14 protein-coding genes and 1 pseudogene are annotated in these 19,541 nt (G+C 58.3%); 5 read left to right on the top strand and 10 right to left on the bottom strand.

The annotated features are described in order from the left end of the window. Nucleotides 1–12: 12 nt before the first annotated feature. From P6U24_RS24645 to P6U24_RS24615, 7 genes are all read right to left on the bottom strand, one after another. Nucleotides 13–189, bottom strand: a complete 177-nt coding sequence (locus P6U24_RS24645) for a ribbon-helix-helix protein, CopG family (RefSeq protein WP_407155074.1) — start codon at nucleotides 187–189, stop codon at nucleotides 13–15. A gap of 274 nt (nucleotides 190–463) precedes the next feature. Then, nucleotides 464–1,252 carry a hypothetical protein gene (locus P6U24_RS24640; RefSeq protein ID WP_407155073.1) on the bottom strand — a complete coding sequence of 263 codons (789 nt, stop codon included), beginning with the start codon at nucleotides 1,250–1,252 and terminating at the stop codon, nucleotides 464–466. An 82-nt stretch (nucleotides 1,253–1,334) separates the two neighbouring features. Continuing rightward, a complete protein-coding gene (locus tag P6U24_RS24635; RefSeq protein WP_407155072.1) occupies nucleotides 1,335–2,531 on the bottom strand; it encodes a GIY-YIG nuclease family protein in 1,197 nt (398 codons plus the stop codon). Further along, nucleotides 2,524–4,587, bottom strand: coding sequence for a DEAD/DEAH box helicase (locus tag P6U24_RS24630; RefSeq protein ID WP_407155071.1), 2,064 nt, complete (start codon nucleotides 4,585–4,587; stop codon nucleotides 2,524–2,526). Before P6U24_RS24630 ends, P6U24_RS24635 begins: the two co-directional genes overlap by 8 nt. Beyond that, the gene (locus tag P6U24_RS24625) at nucleotides 4,584–7,361 is read right to left on the bottom strand and encodes a class I SAM-dependent DNA methyltransferase (protein ID WP_407155070.1); all 2,778 of its coding nucleotides are present in this window, start codon (nucleotides 7,359–7,361) and stop codon (nucleotides 4,584–4,586) included. Before P6U24_RS24625 ends, P6U24_RS24630 begins: the two co-directional genes overlap by 4 nt. A gap of 159 nt (nucleotides 7,362–7,520) precedes the next feature. Next, a complete protein-coding gene (locus P6U24_RS24620) occupies nucleotides 7,521–8,402 on the bottom strand; it encodes a hypothetical protein (protein ID WP_407155069.1) in 882 nt (293 codons plus the stop codon). Between the two features lie 198 nt (nucleotides 8,403–8,600). Further along, nucleotides 8,601–9,470: a helix-turn-helix domain-containing protein gene (locus tag P6U24_RS24615; protein ID WP_407155068.1), complete on the bottom strand. Its 870-nt coding sequence runs from the start codon at nucleotides 9,468–9,470 to the stop codon at nucleotides 8,601–8,603. Between the two features lie 54 nt (nucleotides 9,471–9,524). Here P6U24_RS24615 and P6U24_RS24610 point away from each other — a divergent pair, with 54 nt between their 5' ends. Then, nucleotides 9,525–11,099: a hypothetical protein gene (locus P6U24_RS24610; protein ID WP_407155067.1), complete on the top strand. Its 1,575-nt coding sequence runs from the start codon at nucleotides 9,525–9,527 to the stop codon at nucleotides 11,097–11,099. Nucleotides 11,100–11,665: 566 nt separating this feature from the next. On the opposite strand, the gene P6U24_RS24605 is transcribed toward P6U24_RS24610, so the two are convergent. The 3 genes and pseudogenes from P6U24_RS24605 to P6U24_RS24595 form a co-directional block, all read right to left on the bottom strand. After that, nucleotides 11,666–12,022: a hypothetical protein gene (locus tag P6U24_RS24605; RefSeq protein ID WP_407155066.1), complete on the bottom strand. Its 357-nt coding sequence runs from the start codon at nucleotides 12,020–12,022 to the stop codon at nucleotides 11,666–11,668. A gap of 61 nt (nucleotides 12,023–12,083) precedes the next feature. Next, a pseudogene (locus tag P6U24_RS24600) lies at nucleotides 12,084–12,848 on the bottom strand (transposase); the annotation flags it as partial. Between the two features lie 651 nt (nucleotides 12,849–13,499). Next, entirely contained in the window at nucleotides 13,500–14,579 is a 1,080-nt protein-coding gene (locus P6U24_RS24595) for a phosphatase PAP2 family protein (RefSeq protein WP_407155065.1), read from the bottom strand. Between the two features lie 612 nt (nucleotides 14,580–15,191). On the opposite strand from P6U24_RS24595, the gene P6U24_RS24590 reads away from it, so the two are divergent. From P6U24_RS24590 to P6U24_RS24575, 4 genes are all read left to right on the top strand, one after another. Further along, complete coding sequence (locus P6U24_RS24590; protein ID WP_407155064.1) at nucleotides 15,192–17,318, top strand: type I secretion system permease/ATPase; 2,127 nt, start codon at nucleotides 15,192–15,194, stop codon at nucleotides 17,316–17,318. Continuing rightward, entirely contained in the window at nucleotides 17,305–18,759 is a 1,455-nt protein-coding gene (locus tag P6U24_RS24585) for an HlyD family type I secretion periplasmic adaptor subunit (protein WP_407155063.1), read from the top strand. The genes P6U24_RS24590 and P6U24_RS24585 overlap by 14 nt, the downstream gene beginning before the upstream one ends. 75 nt (nucleotides 18,760–18,834) lie before the next feature. Then, entirely contained in the window at nucleotides 18,835–19,074 is a 240-nt protein-coding gene (locus P6U24_RS24580; RefSeq protein ID WP_407155062.1) for a hypothetical protein, read from the top strand. 42 nt (nucleotides 19,075–19,116) lie between these two features. Then, nucleotides 19,117–19,533: a hypothetical protein gene (locus tag P6U24_RS24575; protein ID WP_407155061.1), complete on the top strand. Its 417-nt coding sequence runs from the start codon at nucleotides 19,117–19,119 to the stop codon at nucleotides 19,531–19,533. Nucleotides 19,534–19,541 lie beyond the last annotated feature (8 nt).

Here is a 19,541-nt window from a genome sequence, read left to right as displayed (position 1 = left end):
TATCGTTGGTGGCTAATTCGCGGTGGCCTGTAGCCGCTGCAGGCGCTCCTCAATGGCCTGCCGTACGAACTCCGACCTGCCCTGACGCAGGTTTAGGCGCGCTTCATCCAGCGCAGCCAATTGGTGCGCTGACAGCCTGAACCCGACGTAGGGTCGTGCTGTGTCGGGATCGTAAAAGAGACGGCTCATGGTTCCTCCAAACGAGAACGCCCCGGCGGGATTGCCGAGGCGCGAATAGGTCGACGAAAAAAGGCCCCACTTGGGGCGGGGCTTTCTCCAACGAATGTATAGCGATGTAACGCTCCCGTAGCACAAACCGGGAACGCTGTCAAATATTTGCCTGCCCGGCCGTATCAGCGATGGTCGGCCGGATCATCAGAGCAGCCGTAGCATCCCGCCTTGATACTTGCGCTATCGAGCGACCATGCACAACCTAGCGCTCGAACCATGCAGCGCCGAGGACTCATTTTGGCAGCTTAGCAACCAGATCGATGAGTCCCGCGCGATGCACATCGATGGTGTCCGGGGAGGTCTTCGCTGACAGTGACGCCCGGTCCTTTCGACCAAGGAAGTAAGCGATCCGCTCCGCATTAGCTCCGCTGGGATGGGGCAAGCCTGACAAGACCCGATCTGCCGCCAGCATGCCCCGCCTGACGAGCAAGCCCACCCCTTCGCTCGCTTTTGGACCTAAGGGCACCCAGACTGCATCTGGCAGTGCCGCAACTTCGTCGCCCAGATGTCTGATCAGCGCCTCTCGCAAGATCGGGGTGGTGGCCATTGACGGATTGCCACTGTAGTTCTCGCCTTGGACAAATACCGGATAGCGAAGCGCGCTGGTAAAGTGGACCAGATCGCTCTGCGAAGACCAAAGCTCCTCGGTGCTTCCCAACCCTATCCAGCGCGCAATTCCGATATGGTCCAACATCGCGACCAGATTCGTCCGCATGGGACCTGAGAAACTTGCGAACGTCTTCGCCGCTTTGAGCGCGCTGGCATGATCAGCGCCTGCGGCTAGTTGGCGTCGGACTTCCAATAGCGCATTTCGCGCTTGCTGGGCACCGGGCGTGATCCCAACGATAACAATTCGGGCGCCGCGCTGAATATGCTCGAACGGTGCATAGCTGATCGTCAACGGTTGCTGATTCGCAAGGAGGAGCCGTCCGTCCAGGGTGACGTCGGAACTAATGTCGCGCTCGCTGGCTTCCCTGATGAAGGTAGAAAAGCGTTGTAGCTCTGGAAACTGCGTCATCATTCCCTTGGGTTAACAGGATGCTGGGGGCAGGGTACCGATAGAACCGAAGGCGTCTGTGTGGCGGCATGCGATGTACGCAATCCTATCCCGCTACGCGGCCGAGCGACGCGGTTCTCGGATCGTAGACATAGTCGATGATAGTTCCATCTCTGATCCGATCGACAGCCTCGTTGATGACAAACAGTGGCACAAGAAACCATTCGCGCGGGATCACCGGCTGTCCAAACCGATCTTTGATCTCGATGTCGAGACGCGCTGGGTCGAAGACGCGGTGGATCAGGTTTTCAAGGCGCGTGCGCTTGACGTTGAACAGCTCATAGGTAGCGATCACCTCAACGTCGGCCATGAGAAAGGTAGGGTCGTGCTTCGCAGCAGCAATACGGCGCGCAATGTCGCCGCCCGTGACTCCGATCTTGTGAAGCACGTCGCGGTGGGCCGCGACGGCCGGATGGTCGGACTTGCTGCGCAGCACATAGATGATGCCGCTGGCCTCGTCCCCTTCCTCATTGTGATCGGCGAAGAGCGGACCGGCCGTAGGCTCGACGATCCGTCGTCCAGCCGGGTCCTGTTGCAGGGCCTTTTGCAGCGACCGCATCAGCAGGTTGCTCTCGGTGCCATTGTCGAAGATCACGCGAAGCCGGGCATCGATATTGCCATGCTCGTTGACCGTAGGCTGCTCCATGGTTGCCACGTAGGCTTTTTGGCCGCCGAGGATGTAGAAACGGCCGGGCGCGATCTCGGATTTGCGCTCGAAGCGTCGGGTCTGCCGCAGGCCGGAGCTAAGTTCCTTCTGTACCTGCTCGAATAGCGGCTTGAAGTCGTCGAAGTCCTCGCATTTCTGGCGATTGGCGATCTCCTCGGCCGCCTGCTTCTCCGCTGCTGACCGGACATGACGGAGTTCCGTGATGTCGCGAGCAGAGTCATCGTTCACCCCGAGCTGTGCCAGAAGCTCATCATCGTCGAGGTCATCGATGACGCTGACAGGAGCGGGCTGCGCATCAGCTAGAAGCCCTTGGTGGTCGAAGGGCTCGATCACAGCGCGGCAATCAGGCTGCGCACGAAGACGATCGAGGCGCACGGCGTAAAGGCGCTCGAAGATGTCGCGGTCTTCGCCGTGCTGTGGCACACGGCCATGCTGCTCGACGAAGCGCTGTATTTCCTCGAAGCCGGCGATCACCCGCTCCTCGCGAGCTGTCCGGCTTGACTGCTTCTTAGCCTCGGTTTCGACGCCTAGCTCGGCGAGAAGTGCGTCGTCCTCGTCGGTGAAGCCCCTAGCCACGCGCCGCCTCCGCCTTCATGCGCTGCAGGAACGCGACGCCTTCGGCCATGCGCTTCTCCCAGGCGTCCGGTGAGGTGATGGAGGGTAGTCGGCCGCGCTCCTGTTTGAACTTCAACGCCCGCTTAGCTAGTTCGCGCGCCTCCTCCATCGTCAGACTGACCCGCTTCGCCGCGATGATCTCCTGAACCTGGCGAAACCGCTCGCTATCCATCGTCTTGGCCAGAATAGCGCGGGCTTCGCCGAACGGATTGATCTGATCAATCAAATCGATGTCCAGTTCACGCACGTCCATCGCAAACTTGCGAACCCCTTCGATGAAGGCCGTGTTAGGACTCCGCTCGTCGTCGACCCCTGCTCCACCTAAGGCGATTTCCTTCGCCTTTTGTGTCAAGCTCAATGCGGCGACAGCGTGCTGGCGCACGGCCTCCTGATCTTCCTCGTCTAGCTCAGGATATTTGTCCTGGACAATCTTTCCCATGCGGAGCCGGGTCAACTCTTCGGGCACCAGCTCGGGATCGAAAAGCCCTCGCTCGATCGTAGTCTTGTCCTGCACGAAGGCAGCGATGACCTCGTTCAAGTCCTGCTGGCAGATGCGTTGCGCTTCCTCGCTCTTCGGTTCGACAAGGCCCTTGATCTCGATCTGGAAACGGCCGGTTTCCTCGTTGAATCCGACATTCGTCTTGTTTGGATCGTATCCGTCTTCGCCATAGTCGAAACCCGGCGTCGGCCCGCTCTGCGGATTCTTCGGCTTGAACTCGAATCTTGGTGCAAGCACTTGCTCCATGAGCAGGCTGGCCGCGATCGCCTTCAAAGTGTCGTTGACGGCTTCAGTGACAGCTTCTTCCGACGCATCGGGCTCGGCGATCAGGTTGGTGAAGCGGGCGCGCAACTTGCCCGGGGCGTCGCGGGTGGCGCGGCCGATGATCTGCACGATCTCGGTCAAACTCGATCGATACCCAACCGTCAGGGCGTGCTCGCACCAAATCCAGTCAAAGCCCTCCTTTGCCATGCCGAGCGCGATGATAATGTCCACATGGTCGCGGTTGTTCTTTTGCGCCGGGTCCTTCAGTGCAGCAGAAACGCGGTCCCGCTTGACCGGATCGTCGTCGACCAAGTCAGCGATGCGCAGGACGCGGCCATCCGGCATCTTGACCCGTTGAAAACCGGTGGCGGGGTCAGTGCCCTGCCATTCGCCCAACTCGTGGAGGATATGTTCGACCTCCTTGATCTTGTCTCCCATGCTTTCACGGGAATTTACGTTTGGAATGTGGACGATGGTCTTTTCGGCCGGATCGAGCACCTTCAGGATATCGTCGGTATATGGGCCGTTGTAGAAGAAATAGCCGATGTCGAGCTGCTTCAGATATTCGTAGCCGTTAAGTTGCTCATAGTAGGTGTATGTGACGGTGTCGAATTTCGACTCGTCTTGGGGGGCCAGCACCGCCTCGGCGTCGCCCCGAAAATAGGAGCCCGTCATCGCCACGATATGCGCGCGGTCGCGGGCGATGAACTGGCCGAGGTGCAAACCAAGCTTATTCTCCGGATTGGCCGAGACATGATGGAACTCGTCAACCGCGATCATCCGGTCGTCGAAGGCTTCCACCCCCAACCTGTCCACAGCGAAGCGGAAGGTGGCATGGGTGCAGACCAACACCTTGTCTCCGCTTTTCAGGAAAGCCTCGACCGAGTTTACCTTGCCGCCGTTATCCGAGCCGGGCGCATTGCAAAGATTCCATTTCGGCACAACGATCCAGTCGGCCCAGAAGCCAAACCGGGTCAGCAGCTCGTCGTTGAAGCTCGCGCCGATAGACTTTTCCGGCACCACGATGATCGCCTGCTTGAGCCCTTGATTATGCAGCTTGTCGAGGGCGATGAACATGAGCGCGCGGCTCTTGCCCGATGCCGGCGGTGACTTAATGAGAAGGTATTGCTCTCCTCGCTTTTCATAGGCACGCTCCTGCATCGGCCTCATGCCGAGGGCGTTGGACTTGGTCGAGCTACCGTTACGAGCGTAGGTGACTGAGACCGAGGGGATTATCTTCTTCTCATCGGTCATGCGCGTGCCTCCGCCTTGTGTTTTTTCGTTGCGTCCGGTCCGGTGGTCATCTTGGTATAAAGCTCAAACAGCTTTTCCAACCGCTCTGTGTCATTGCGAAACCGACGACCGACATAGATGCGCTCAAGAATCTCGTCGTTCCGGTCGTGGACTTCACGCAGGTCGGCCGGCATGGCGTCGGGGTCGTAGAGGTCGGCGATGGTTGCCGGGAAATGCGCTTCACGCGCCAGAAGGATGTCCTCGGCGCAGCGCGTTAGATCAGCCTTGTTCTTTTCGGTCAGCGTCGGGACCGGAAAGGTATTCCAGCCGAGTGTGTTGGAATATGAGAAACGCATTTCCAATCGCACGCACACTGTGCCCACCCAGACCCAGTGCAGGCGCGACGCAATCAGCGCCATGTTCCAGAGCGGCGCATCATACAGGGCGTAGTTCTTGTTGTTGATGGTCGTCTGGTTGTCAATGATACCGCAAGGTAGATAGGGCCGGTTCTCTGACGATATGGCTGCCGCGACAATGGCGTGGCTCCTCCCAATCAGCATCTCCCTCATTTGATGAGAACGGGCCGCCATCTCGTTCGCACCCTTATCCCGGCTGGCGAGTCGCATTCTCCGAACTGCTTCGATCCGCGCGACGAGCGCAGGAATGCTAAGTGCCTCTTGCAGATACTTATCCTCTATCCAGAGGCAGTAGCGTTCGATCCCTCGGATAAACTCAGCGCCCCCGTAGTTCTTCCGTATGAAGCGCTTCTTTTGGTCATCTGTCAGACCTAAACCCTCAACCTCTTCAGCCGTCAGCAGAAGGTAGCCGCCATCAACCGGCTTGTTTCCGAAGTTCATTCGAGGAAGCTGGTTCAGCGGCGCCGCAGCCTTTTCGACATATACGTTCGGGCCCGGAACGAGATAGGCGTTGATGTTGTCAACCTCTCTAACCAGGACAGAGCCATCTTCAGCTTCGTCGTACAACCTCCGCTTCGCCGGGAGATTTCTGCCGATGCCCACAATCACGACGGTGACACCAGCTTTGTGACTGGCGAGATTTGCCCATTTGAAGGAGGTATGTGCAAACGCAATCTCATTCCCGGTGCTGGCGACGAGCGGCCAAAGGATCGGCACCTGCTGGCCCTGACAGATTGAGTTTGTCGCCACGAACGCAACGACGGCATTCGTCTTGGTGCCAAAATCCGCCGCCTTCATGAACCACCCGGCTACGTAGTCGAGCGACTTCCAGCCGTTTGTTCGTTGTTCAAATATTGCCTGCAACTCGGACTTCTGCTCACCGTCCTGCCATGTCGAGCCCAGATATGGCGGATTGCCGCAGATATAGGTTTCGCCACCTTCGTTCTCGAAGTCGATCTGGGCTTGATCGAGCGGCGTGTGAAAAAGATCATCGGCCTGAAGCTTCACCCCGGTTCCGGTGGGTGGGCAGATACTCAACCAGTCAAGTCGCAAGGCATTGCCGCAGGTGATCCAGTTCTCGGAGTCGAGAGGCAGGAAGTCTTGCAGGGCTTCTTTCTGACCGCGATAGAGCACGTCGCATTGGTATTCAGCAATAACGAGGGCAAGCCGTGCGATCTCGGCCGGGAAACTGCGCAACTCGATCCCCCGGAAGTTGGTCAGCGGGATTTCGCTCCGCCTGTCCGACTCGCCGCGCCGCTTGTTGATCTCGGCCTCGATCTCCCGCATCTGCTTGTAAGCGATGACAAGGAAGTTGCCGGAGCCGCAGGCGGGGTCGAAGACCCTGATCCGCGACATGCGCTTGCGGAGGTTCAGCAACATGCGCGGATTATCCCCGGCCTCGTCCAGACGAGCGCGCAGCTCGTCAAGGAAGAGGGGATTGAGGACCTTCAGGATGTTCGGGACACTTGTGTAATGCATCCCCAGCGCGCCGCGCTCCTCGTCCTCGGCAACGGCCTGAATCATCGACCCGAAGATGTCCGGGTTGATCTTCTTCCAGTCGAGACCGCCGATATGCAGCAGGTAGGAGCGTGCGATCCGGGTGAAGCGTGGCACGTCCATGCTGCCGGAAAAGAGCCCGCCATTCACATAGGGAAATTGGTCGGCCCAACGAGGGATGCTCGCCGCCGTGCGCTCGCCGTGCTTCATATTCATGGTGCGGAACAGAGTGCCGATCACCTCGTGGGTGTTGGACGAGTCCTTGTCGCTCATCTGCCCCACGGTCGAGGTGAACAGCAGCGGCTTGTTGAAGATGTCGGTATCCTCGGCGAAGAAGCAGAAGATCAGCCGCGCCATGAAGTGGTTCATGTCAGGCCGGCGTTCTGCCGTGCCCCATTCTGGATTGACCTTCAAAAGCTCAACGTAGAGCCGGTTCAGGCGGCTGGTCGCGCGAATGTCGAACGAGCTGTCGCGGACCTGCTTGACGGTGGTGATACCGGCTAGAGGCAGGAAGAAGCCGAAATGGTCCGGAAAGTCGGCATAGGCACAGGCGACCGTTTCGCCCGAGGTCAACTCCTCGGCCTCGAACGTGTCGCCGTCTGTCGCCAGGACAAACTTCGCCTTCGCCCGTGCCGTCGCCGGGCTTGCCTTTAGTGCGGCAAGGGTGTTCGTCACCTCGCCGGGCGCGGTAACCGCGATATGGATGTTGTTGGTCTGAAGGACACCGCCAAGGTCGGATTTGTTCGACTCGCCCTTGCGCAGCCGCTTGAGCGTTGTATCCTTGTTGCCGAACGCCTGAAGGAACGCGAAAGGGAACTCCGCCGCGTTAAACGGCTGTTCCGCAAGGGCGGATATAGCCTCCTCTATCTCGACCGCGTTCATACTTTCAATAGCCCCTGTTCATCACTGCCTATAGCGAGAATTGGGAGTCGACAAGCGAAAGAAGGGGTCGAGGAGCCTCAGGCTTTGTCGGCCTGGATCCAGCGACCGGAGCCCCGGTCATCGCAGCACGGCTTGTTGTACCTGGTGCCGCACTGGACTCTACACTAGCTGCCTTTCGAAAATTTCGCCCTGCGTAATGAAGAGCCGGTTTATCTTTCCGTCCTTGATCGTGGGCTGCGCAACGACCCTTAGGGCAAGACCTTCATTCAATGCACGGGTGTATATGTTCCCCGGCTTTCCGAGTTCATCGTCGGCAATCTTTCCGGAAACAATTTTCTTCTTTGGTTCGTTCAGGATTTCAACACGGCAAGCCCCGTTGGTTTTGAAAACGCCGTGAATGCGAACAACATACTCCTCTTTGTCTCCTAGAGTAAGGCCGTCCGGCGACCTGAGCACTTCGGCTGCGGGTTCGTCTATAACGGTAGCGACCCTGGAGTCACCGATCTGCATGTGATTTACGCTCCTTCCGACCGGGTCAGGGAGCTGTCTAACCGAGGTCCGGTTCTCGCGCGCCATCGTTGTGACCATCCGCTGCAGCCAGGCCTTATCCCGCATATGACCTTCGTGAACCTGCCTTGCGAACTCGTTGTGGGCCATCGCAAGCTCGTGGATACGGTCAACGGCGTTGTTGCTGTCCTTCTTCGAAAGGACCTTGTCGATTACCGCCTTGATCGAAAGCTCAATGAACTTCTTCGCGACCGTGATTAGGATCGGACTGTAAAGCGGGAGCTGCCCAGAATTGGAGATCGCGAAGATTTCTTGCAGTAGACCGTTCTCGCGGCTCGGCCCCACACAAAAGCGTATGTGGTAGGAGCGCGGATCGTGGGTGATGTTCTCCCAGAAGAGTTCGTGACAGATGCTATTGGCGAGCTTAGTTGCGCCAATGAGTGATCGGCCGAATTGCTGGGCATCGACGAGATGTTGATCAGCAAGAAGTCCTCTGTATACAATAGGTATCGGCTCGAAAAGCGGCTCCGGCATGCAATATCTCCCTGCCAGACCATACTTTACTTTCGCATTTCGTGAAGATCTACCCCTGGTTGCTCAGCTCACAAATAAAGGGCCACAGGCTCCTCGACTAACAATCGGCAGCCGCAGCGCACAATTTCTGCTGAACCAACGGCACAACAACATGAGATGCCGACCTCCTAATTGTCGGCGTAGAGATTTAGTTTGCCGTCAGGTTTTTACGGTGATCTTCTCACTGCTGAGCTGTAACTGGACTACATTATCAATACCGCTACGGGGCCAATACCCTAGCTCCTTCGCCTTGCGCCAATCGTCGATTGCACGCTTCCGCTTGAGCGCAACTAGTGGCCGCGCAGCGATGTAGCTTACTTCGTTTACAACTCCGATCCCTGAAATCATTCCTTTTAACAAGTGCACGGAGGGTGTCCTGGCTTCGTGCAAAATGATGGACAAGATTTCGTAGTCCGAATTTTTCTGTTCGAGCAGGAAGTACATGTATTCTCGGACAGGGTACGCATAGCCCTCGTATTCATAGCATGACATGTTACCGCTTGAGTCCTTGTGGGGATTTATCAGCGAAGCGTGCAGGCCATCGCCTGTCAGGCGATCGATCGAAAGAAGGGAGCTAATCACGGTGTTCGGCTCGCTGTGCAAATAGTGCAACAAATATTGCCCGCGATATTTCTCGAAGCTGTCCCTCCATTTATTGGTATTCTGCCGAACTGCACGGAACGTCATCAGCGGGAGGTTTGAAGCCGCCGTGCCAGTATGACGCTCCAAGAATGCTGCATGATCGAGGTCGAGTTCGCTTGGTTCGATCCGAAAAAAGAGGGCAAGTGCGCTCTTCTGATTTGCGTTCGGCTCCCTCTCCCCACTCATGAGTTTAGCGAGAACAGTTCGGTCCCAGCCTAGTTCATTGGCCAACGCTACCTGCTTGAGGCGATGTACGCTCGCGAGGTGGCGCACGTTCTTGCAAAAGTCGCTCAGCACATCATCCGTCGACGCCACGGTTTCCTCCCCCGCCACAGGTCGGCACAATTTGCCACAAGCCGGCGCGATGAGCTCGGCCTTATCTTCCATTCTCGCAATTGCATCAACGTCTAAGCAAGCGACCTTTAGAGAGGACGGCTTCACATGAACAGAATTTCACGCGTTGCCTTTGCTTTCGCCGCCACCACTATGGGCGTGCTGCCTCCAGCTCACGCTGACTTTTTCAAAGATCTTAATCGAGCGGTTATCAACGTCGGTAAGACCGTAGAAAAGGCTGTCGGCGACACTGGTAAGACGATCGAAAAGGCGGCGCACGATACCGGCCATACCGTAGAAAAGGCGGCCGGCGACACCGGCAAGACGATCGAAAAGGCAGCTCACGATACTGGTCATGCGCTCGAAAAGGGTGCGCACGACACGGGCCACGCTCTGGAGAAAGCCACTCAGGACACAGGGAATGCGCTGGAAAAGGCCGCCCATGACACGGGTCACGCGCTCGAAGATGCTGGCCAGTTTATCAAGGACCATCCTTGGGAAACGGTCGTCGCGGTAGCGCTTATCGCCGGCGGGGGTTATCTGGTCGTCTATGAAGGCTTCACCCTAAGCGTAACAGCCCAAGGCGTGGAAGTCGTGAAAATCGCTTGCGCCGCAACCTGTGGGGCGGTCGCCGGAACCGGATTAACCGTTGCGGGGGTCGGCACGGAAATGGCTGCCTATTATATGGGCGGAACGCGGCGCAGGGGTGCCGGCGATTCTAACCAGAAGAGCGATGATCCCTCTTCGCCCATCGGTTCGGACAGACCGTCCAACGCGGGTCCGGCGACGTCTGAAACTGGACCGGTTATGGGCACAGACCGCTCGACAACGCAGCTTTGGGCTTACGCGAGGCCTCAGGCCGGTTCTGGCACGTCGCAAGTGTTCGGGCCATTCGATCGGCCGCGGATCATCGTCGGGAGCAACCCAGCAAAGGCGGAAGCGGGGGCGCCGGCCGCTCGCGATGGTAACGCCTCGCAGGCCATCAAGCCCGTCGTCGTCACGAATTACGGCCGCTCCATCATGTTCGAACCGCGAATGGCAAAGAACCCTAGCGATATGCAGAGATACAGCTATGCGATGTGGGTGCGCAATTGGGCAATGAAAACGCTGCCAATCGATAAGTTCGACCCGAACTCGCCCAACAACATCAGCAACGTCGAATTGAAGCTGCTCGACGCGATTACCGCGCTACAGAGCGTGGAGGGGGCGGAGGACGACAAAGCTGAAGAACAACGGCGCGACAGGATGAACCCCCTGCCATCGCTCGCGCTCGAACAGGCGATCGAGACGAACAAAGAGATCTTGTGGTCGGTCGTGAAGGGGCAAAGCACCAAAGAGGTATTCACGATCGCGAAGCAGCTGGAGATTTTCCGCGGGGCCTCCACGGCCGTCAACTCGTCCAATGTTGCGAAATGGATCTTTACAGCGGGAGCGCCTGAAATGGCTGGCGGGCTGAGCTCCCTGGGTTTGATAAGCACCGGCACGGCGTTCGGTGTTCTCCTATCGTCGACGGCAACGTCAGAGGGCATTAAAGAGTCAAGCGGTGCTTTGGCGGTAGAGCTAAGGGATCAGCTTCGCGCGTACGACCGGAAGCGCCAGGAAAAATTTGGCAAGGCGCTCACGCCACCGGTTCGGACGGTCGAAAGCGTCCCACAGGGTCCCGTCCTAAAGGCCGCGCCGTAGAGCAATGGCCTGCAAGATGAAATCCCAGCGCGCTTCCCGAAGGGCTGGGGTTTCTCATTTGGACAACTGCAACCCCGAGAGCCACAGATTGCGTAACACCAAGACGAGCCGGGTATAAGTAGGCGACCGACAAGAGCCGTGGCCCCGGAAAACGCAACGACGGAGGGTGGCGGCATTTGCGCCGAAGCACGGCGCCATGTTCAGCTTTCCGACCTTTGAACCTTCTGACATTAGATCAGCGGCATGCTGCAGCTGGCCCAGCCGGAGGAGGCGTCCATATCTTCTGTGGGTGACACACTCCCTTCCGACTGTTATGGTCATCGAAGACTGCCACCTAAAAGTGCCACACGAACTCAGATCGCTCGTCCTCCAATCAAATCAGCGCACTGCAGGATTGCGCCGATAGTTCAATCCTGTCCGGCAGAACTTCAGTACGTCACGAGTGGATTTGCGTGGTGCAGGGGTGCCCCTTGCTATGCTAGTTTTAGTTTAGTTGTTGCGAGCGATAAACGTGTTCCCGTCTTCTCGATACCTACGGGTTTCTCGAGTCGGGTTGATGCGGGTGGTCAGTTCACGTTGAGTTTTCGGCAAACGACTTGGATGCCGCTCAGGCAACCGATGCAATATCTCGTGGCATCTCCCGAGCCCCACCAATTGATGCCGGCAGCATAGTATCCCTCGGGACACATGGTCGCAGGCTTTGGATCTCCGGCACCCGACTGATTGCCGACAGCAGGTGCATCCTTGCTCCACGTTTGAAGCTTCTCACGCAATGATGAAATAGACTTTTGTTGTTCTTTGAGACATGCAATCACGTCCGCATACTTCGTGTCCGCCGTAACGCGGTCCATACAGTCTTCTGCGAATACCGGAGTAATTGACCCAACCAGCGCAATAGCAAAAATCAATGAGCTTGCTCGCATTCTATTCGCTCCTTCAAAGTCTTCTTTTGAGAACAATCGCGGTTTGGCGGTATTTAGATCTGGTACGACAGATTGTGCCGGTGCACCGGTGTTCGCTCTTGCCGGCATGGGCCAGGAGGTTGGGCATGAAGTGCACGAGGTACGCTGCCAAGTGGCGTTGAGCAATTTGCTGGCCTTTGCCTTGATGTGTCCAAGATCATGAGACTGACGCCGCAAGACCCTGCGGGCGAGCTTGTGCAGACACCCGGTCCAGAACGTCTCGGCTTCGGACCGGCCAATGGCTATGCCGAGCATCTCGCGCCAGCCATCGCTGTTGACGCTGATCGCGACGATAACCGCGACCGAAACGGTGCGCGTTCCGACGCACCGCGGCGTAGGAGGCATCAACCCGCAGATGCGGCCGGTCGCCGTCGATCGGCGGGCGAGGAAGGCCTTCTCGTCGATCTCGCCAAAGAGGGCTCACCTGGCTTGAAGATCCCGCTCATTGTAGACCGAGCGGGTCGAGACACCCTGCACATTGGCTCTTGCGGGATCACGGCAGTGAGCGCCGTCTCAGCCATCCGGCGCGGCTCCAGAAAGGCAGGAACGTAGGGCCCTTGCGCAGCTTGGAAATAACTGGACGGTGCCAACCCGCGTCTTTCAGTTGCGGTCCCGGTAGCCGTTGCGCTGAGCCCGCCGCTCGACGCTCTTCTCACCACAAGCGACTCCGGTCAGGCCGGCGGCCGCCATTTCCATCAAGCCTTGAGCGGCAAAGCCGATCATCTCGCGCAAAAGGTCCGCATCAGAAGTCCACGAGGGCACGAAGTTTCATCATCTCGTCGGTCATGGGCAAGTTCCTCGAATCAGGTTGTGTCAATAACCTGACCGTACTGGGCAATCGCCGGTGACTACCGCAAGCTGCCCGTCTGTTACAGCGCAATTTTGAGGGCGCGAATCGGCACGGCTTCGCCCTACCGACCTACACCACTTGCAGGGACACGACCCATGTGGCCCAGGTGGTCGGGGGCAGGCGGTCAGCCCGAGCCAACATGATCGGACTGTACTGCCGCCCTGATCTAGTCCAACCGGGTTGCCGCGGGTTGTGAAGGTGCTTTCGCAGACGTGCACGTTGCTTTTTGCGATGTTTACAAAATCGCTGATCTGGAGCCAAGCGTCGCTCGTCGCTCTCCGGTACGCTCTGCTCCGAACGCAATCCGCTTGCCGTGGCGCTCCGATCGCTTGCACTGGGTCGCTGGTCGGCGCAAGCGGGAGGGGAATTGCCTTTCTTAATGGTGTGCCGCCTTATGGTCCGTTCTGCGCAGGCGTCGCGTGCTGGCCCGCCTCATCTTAATCGGAACATCGAACCCTCCAGCGTCGTCTTGCTGTCGAACGCAAGAAGCCCGGACGCAATCGTCCGGTCTCCCTGAGAACGCCACGTGCAAAGTACCAAATTACAAATGTATCTGATGTGCTTGCTCCCAAACTTGAATTGGTACAATCATGAACGCTTCAAGAAAGGGCGAATTGGAGGCGCGAGCAGCCTGCTAACCGTTTGCGAGATAGGTGCGCCGTCGACCGATCCTAGTCGGTGCGCCGACTGGGCACCGTAGATGGCGAGGATCGCAACGGCTATGCCCGCGAGCACGTCGATGAGAAAATGCCCGCCGCCAATCGGCGTGGCTACCAGCATTGCTGCATTGATGAAGATGTTCACTGGGCGGAACCAGCGCCAGGGCCAGAGGGCCCAGCCGTACAGTATCGCGCTTGCTGCATGGAAGCTCGGAAAAGTCACGACCCCAACAAATTTGGAAAGGTCGAGCAGACGCAGCGACCCGTCACGTATCAGCGGCATCTCACGCGCCGTATCGTAGTATCCGCCCGGACTAATGTGCAGATAGTCGGATGGGACAAGTCCCAGCGCGTGATAAGCTCCAATGGCTGGCACGGCAATCGTAATGCAGCATGTCACGGCCAGTGCGAGCATCAGCGCAAGAATGAACTCGGCCGTCCGCCGGCAATATCCTGTCAGGGGGAGTGCGACGATAATCACCTGGATCATCCAGCTGATGGCCCTATAGCCGAACGAGAGAATGTGGATCAGCCACTCGCGACAATCGACAAATGTCAGGAAATGCCGGAAGTCGAAACCCAAGGCGCGGTCGATTGCCAACAGGGCGGCGTCTTGCAGCGGCAGGTTGGCGGCCGTTGCGATGTAAGTGAGTGAGGTGAGAATGCTCAATCCTAAGGTCGCCTGAGCAAAGCCGATCAAGCAAGAGAACAGCCGCGGTTTCGCACATTGCGCTGATCTGGCGTTGAGATGTCCTGAAATGCCATACATGGCTGCGACTGCCAGCACCCCCAAGTAACCAAGCGGGCGAATACGAAAATCTGTCAGCAGAAGCGCGAGATCGAAGATCGCGAGCAGTAGGGCCAGAAACAGCCAGTTCAAACGGAAGATGGTCCACGCTACAGCGACATCCTGGCCGTGCCGGTGCTCGATATCCGCGGCTTCATATGACACGAACTGTCGGCGACGAAAGAAAGTCGGCAATAGCGTGCCTATGGCAGGCTCCATCATGGATGTCTGCTCCCGTTTCAATCAATTTCATTATGTGTCCCGTCGGTGCGTAGATACTTTGAAGTAGGTCTTAAAAGCAATCTAAACGTGCATCTTATTTAGATACCGTGCGAAGATGATTAACAATTTCAGGCGACACGAATCCGTCTTTGCAACCGCCAGGGGGCAATTGAAATTCTCTTCGATCACCTGCGTCGAATCGTCGCCGCGTCTATCGCGGCCTCCGTCTACTACCTGGTGATTGTGTCGAACTCGCCATCGCGAGGTCTCCGTCTTTCGCAACGTTCGATGCGGCGGATCGCTCGTGTCAAAATTGCCAGTTGATTCTCGATCCTGGATGTGCTGGCGCGCCTGTGAATCTGACTCGGATGTCGAAGGTGACGGTGCAGAAGATATAAGAGCGCACTCACACGTCGGCATTTGCCCGGTGCGTTTCTTGGGAGTTTCCGCTGACTGAGCAGAGCGTTCGCGATCTCTCGGCGAGAAAGTTTCGTGCGCTTCTGATTTGTCGTATCGATGCAATAAAAAAATGTGAGGCGATTGTGTGTCTACTCTTGTGCGATCGTTGCTGGTAGTACAATATTCGATGGCGACTTGAGGTAGTGCGGGGCAATGGACGTCGGGCAGAGGGATTCGGGGCTTGAGTGCCTGACGTTGCTGTTGCGGTTTCACCAGATCGCTGTCGATCCGGCACAGATCGCTCATCAATTTGCGGGCGAGCGCATCGGTACTGCGCAAATGCTTCGCTGTGCGAAACAGCTGAAGGTGAAGGCTCGCGCGGTTTCCGAGACGTGGGGCGGCCTCAAGAAGCTGCCATTGCCGGCGATCGTCGAACGCAACGAGGGGACCTACGTAATCCTTGGCCAGGTGGCCGAGGATAGCGCGCTCATCCAGGATCCGCTCGCGGGCCGGCCGCAAAGCATCAAGCGGGCAGACTTTGAGTCAAATTGGACGGGTCGCGTCATATTGCTGACCCGTCGTGCATCTTTGGCGAATCTTGCGCTGCGCTTCGACATCACCTGGTTTCTGCAAGCGATGCATAAATATCGGCGGCTGCTCGGTGAGGTGCTGCTGGCGTCATTTTTTCTTCAATTGTTCGGGCTGGTGACGCCCTTGTTCTTCCAGGTCGTCACCGACAAGGTGCTGGCCCATCGCGGCTACACCACGCTCGATGTCCTCGTGTTCGGCCTCATCACGGTCACGATCTTTGAGACCGCGCTCGGTGGCTTGCGCACCTATGTGTTCTCACACACCACGAACCGGATCGATGTCGAGCTCGGCGCCCGGCTGTTTCGGCACCTGATTGCACTGCCGATTGCCTATTTCGAAGCGCGGCGCGCCGGTGATTCGGTGGCGCGGGTGCGCGAACTCGAGAACATCAGGAATTTCATCACCAGCTCGGCCCTGACGCTTGTCATCGATCTCGCCTTCACTTTCGTCTTCCTGGGAGTGATGTTCTATTATTCGCCGTTTCTCTCGTGGATCGTGGTCGGCTCGTTCCCGTTCTATGTGGCGCTGTCGGTCGGGGTGACGCCGATCTTCCGCAAGCGGCTCGATGTGAAATTCGACCGCGGCGCTGAGAACCAGGCGTTCCTGGTCGAGAGCGTCACGGCCATTCAGACGCTGAAGGCGATGGCGATCGAGCCGCAGATGCAGAAGCGGTGGGAGGAGCAGCTTGCCGGCTATGTCGGAGCCAGTTTCGATGTGCTGTCGCTCGGCAACTGGGCGAGCCAATCGGTCCAGTTCATCAGCAAGATCGTCACCGCGCTGACACTCTATTTTGGCGCGCATCTGGTTATCGAAGGCAGCCTCACTGTGGGCGAGCTGATTGCCTTCAACATGCTGGCGGGCAGGGTGGCGCAGCCGGTGCTGCGATTGGCCCAGCTCTGGCAGGACTTTCACCAGGCACGAGTCTCGGTGGCGCGGCTCGGCGATATCCTCAACACCACGCCCGAGCCCGCTTTCAATCCCGGCCGTGCGGCGCTGCCGCCGGTCCGCGGCGAGGTCGTGTTCGACCACGTCAATTTCCGCTATCGCCTCGACGGGCCGCTGGCGCTGCATGATATCAGCCTGAAGGTGCCGGTCGGCCAGGTGATCGGCATCGTCGGCCCCTCGGGCTCCGGCAAGTCGACGCTGACCAAGTTGATCCAGCGCCTCTACGTTCCCGAAAGCGGCCGCATCCTGATCGACGGAGTCGATCTCACCGTCGCTGATGTGACCTGGCTGCGGCGGCAGATCGGCGCGGTGCTGCAGGAAAACGTGCTGTTCAACCGCTCGATCCGCGACAACATTGCGCTGGCCGATCCCGGTATGGCGATGGAGAAGGTGATCGCGGCGGCCGAGCTCGCCGGCGCCAATGAGTTCATCTTGGGGCTGCCTGATGGTTACGAGACCATGGTCGGTGAGCGCGGCGCCAGCCTGTCCGGCGGCCAGCGGCAGCGCATCGCGATCGCCCGCGCACTGGTCACCAACCCACGCATCCTGATCTTTGACGAGGCGACCAGCGCGCTGGATTATGAGAGCGAGAACATCATCCAGCGCAACATGCGGCGGATCTCAGCCGGCCGGACCGTGTTCATCATCGCTCACCGGCTGTCCGCGGTGCGCCACGCCGATCGCATCATCACCATCGAAGCCGGGCGCCTGGTCGAGGACGGCACCCATGACGAGCTGATCAAGCGCGCTGGGCGTTATGCGACCCTGCACCAAATCCAGGCGGGGCTTCATGTCGTCGGCTGAAGCCCGCAAGCAGGATAACGCGCCGATTTCGCTGGAGCGTTGGCGCAAACGGCGCAACACAGCGCGCGAGTTCCTGCCGGCGGCTCTGGAAATCGTGGAAACACCGGCTTCGCCTGCCGGACGGATGATCGCGGGCACCATCATCCTGTTCTTCGCCATTGCGGTCGGCTGGTCGATCATCGGTCACGTCGACATCATCGCGACCGCGCAGGGCAAGATCGTGCCGACCGGACGCACCAAGACGATCCAGCCGCTCGAGGCCGGCGTGGTCGCTGCCATCCATGTTCAAGATGGTGACAAGGTCCATGCAGGCGACCTGCTAATTGAGCTCAACCGCACGGTGACCCAGGCCGAGCGCCAGCGCGTGGCGCAGGATCTGATGCTATCGCAGCTTGATGTTGCCAGGCTCAGTGCGTTGCGCGACAGCTTCGAGGCATTGGGAACGCTGCATCCGATGCAGGTGCCCGATGGGGCTCTGGCCTCCGATCTTGCGCGCGCCCGCGCGACCATGCAGGCCCAGGCCGCCGAACAGCTCTCTAAGCTCGCCACAGTCACCCAGCAGATTGACCAGAAGCGGGCCGAGGCGCGGTCGGTGGAGGCCGCCATCGCAAAAATCGATGCCACGATGCCGCTGCTGGAAGAAACCGCCGATATCCGCCGCAAGGCGAAGGAGATCCAGTACGGCAACCAGATCGCCTATCTCGATGCCGAGACGCGCCGCCTCGACCAGCAGAACGAGCGCGTCGTGCAACAACGCAAGTTGGTCGAGATCGAAGCGGCGCGGCTGGCCTTGGAGCAGCAGTTCGGGCAGACCAAGTCCGGCTTCGAGCGACAGGTGCTGTCCGATCTCTCCGATGCCGAGAAGAAGGTCGAGGAGCTCGGCCAGGATGTCGTCAAGGCCGAGCGCAAGATCGAAGAGCAGGTGCTGCGCACGCCGATCGACGGCACCGTGCAGCAACTGGCCCTGCATACGGTCGGTGGCGTGGTCACCCCGGCGCAGCAGCTGATGCTAATCGTGCCCGCCGACAGCCAACTCGAGGCGGAGGCGATGATCTCCAACCACGATATCGGTTTCGTCAGTCCCGGCCAGAGCGCCGAGATCAAGATCGATACCTTCAACTTCACCCGCTACGGGCTGATCCACGGCAGCGTCACCAGCGTGTCGCAGGATGCGATCGTGCGCGACAAGCCGGCCGACAAGCAGACCGGTGCAAAGCCGGCCGGCGCATTGGCCGAGACCAGCGAGCCCGCTGGCCAGGAGCTCGTCTATTCGGCGCGCGTGTCGCTGGGCCAGACTCGGATGCAGGTCGAAGACAAAATAGTCAATCTCGCGCCCGGCATGGCGGTGACGGTCGAGATCAAGACCGGCACTCGGCGCATCATCGAATATCTGATGTCGCCGCTGCTGAGGTACAAGCAGGAAAGCCTCCATGAACGCTAGGTGGAATGTTCTGTAGTTTGATCTGGTGGAGCGAGCAATCAACCGGTCAAGTAGCAGACAGCAAAGGAGCTGAAGATGAAATCCGTTGACGACCTTCCCTATGCATTCGTCGGAGCGATCTTCGGAGGCGTGTGCTTCTTTCTCGGCAATCTCCTTTTTAATCATAGCGCTTGGCAGCTCATTATGGCTTTGGTTGTGGGGGCAATTCTTGGCTGCCTTGCGGGCGTAATGGCACTGCGCAGCAAGAGATTATCGTGTTCAGCGACAATGCGCGAAATGAAGTTGGCGATGGAGCGTGAGAGTAGAGAGCGCTGAACGCAGAATTTGCAGTGATTACGATAGGGGCTGCGTACGTCGATGTACGTCTTTGGCGAGTTCAACAGAGCGAATATCAAGCGAATCCATCATTCCGTGATGGTGGACTTGGCTATTCTTTTAGGTGTTTGGACATCGAGCCTACTTATTTTGCGAGAATCAGAGGTTGCTCTTGAATTGGTGATGATCGGACTGTTAGCAGTGCGGTTCATCCGCATACCAAAGCTAGTCCGGCTACAAGAGTTGAAGCTAACAGCAGCGCAGTACGCAGTTGCCGCCGCTGGGGCACTTGTCGGCGGAATGCTGTTGGTCTTCGCTTACTCAAAGACGACTGGAGTCGGACAAAATATCTCTTGGGACATTTACAAGTCCGTCGTGTTGGCTGTAGGGCTCTCGATATACTTGCTGGCCTATGTCGATTTCGCAATTGCTTCGTTAGTTCGTTGTATTAAGGAATGAACAGGGGA

This window comes from Bradyrhizobium sp. STM 3557, assembly GCF_045571465.1.
Lineage (GTDB): Bacteria > Pseudomonadota > Alphaproteobacteria > Rhizobiales > Xanthobacteraceae > Bradyrhizobium.
The sequence above is the reverse complement of the archived record's forward strand: the minus strand, read 5'-3'. Positions and strand labels throughout refer to the sequence as shown.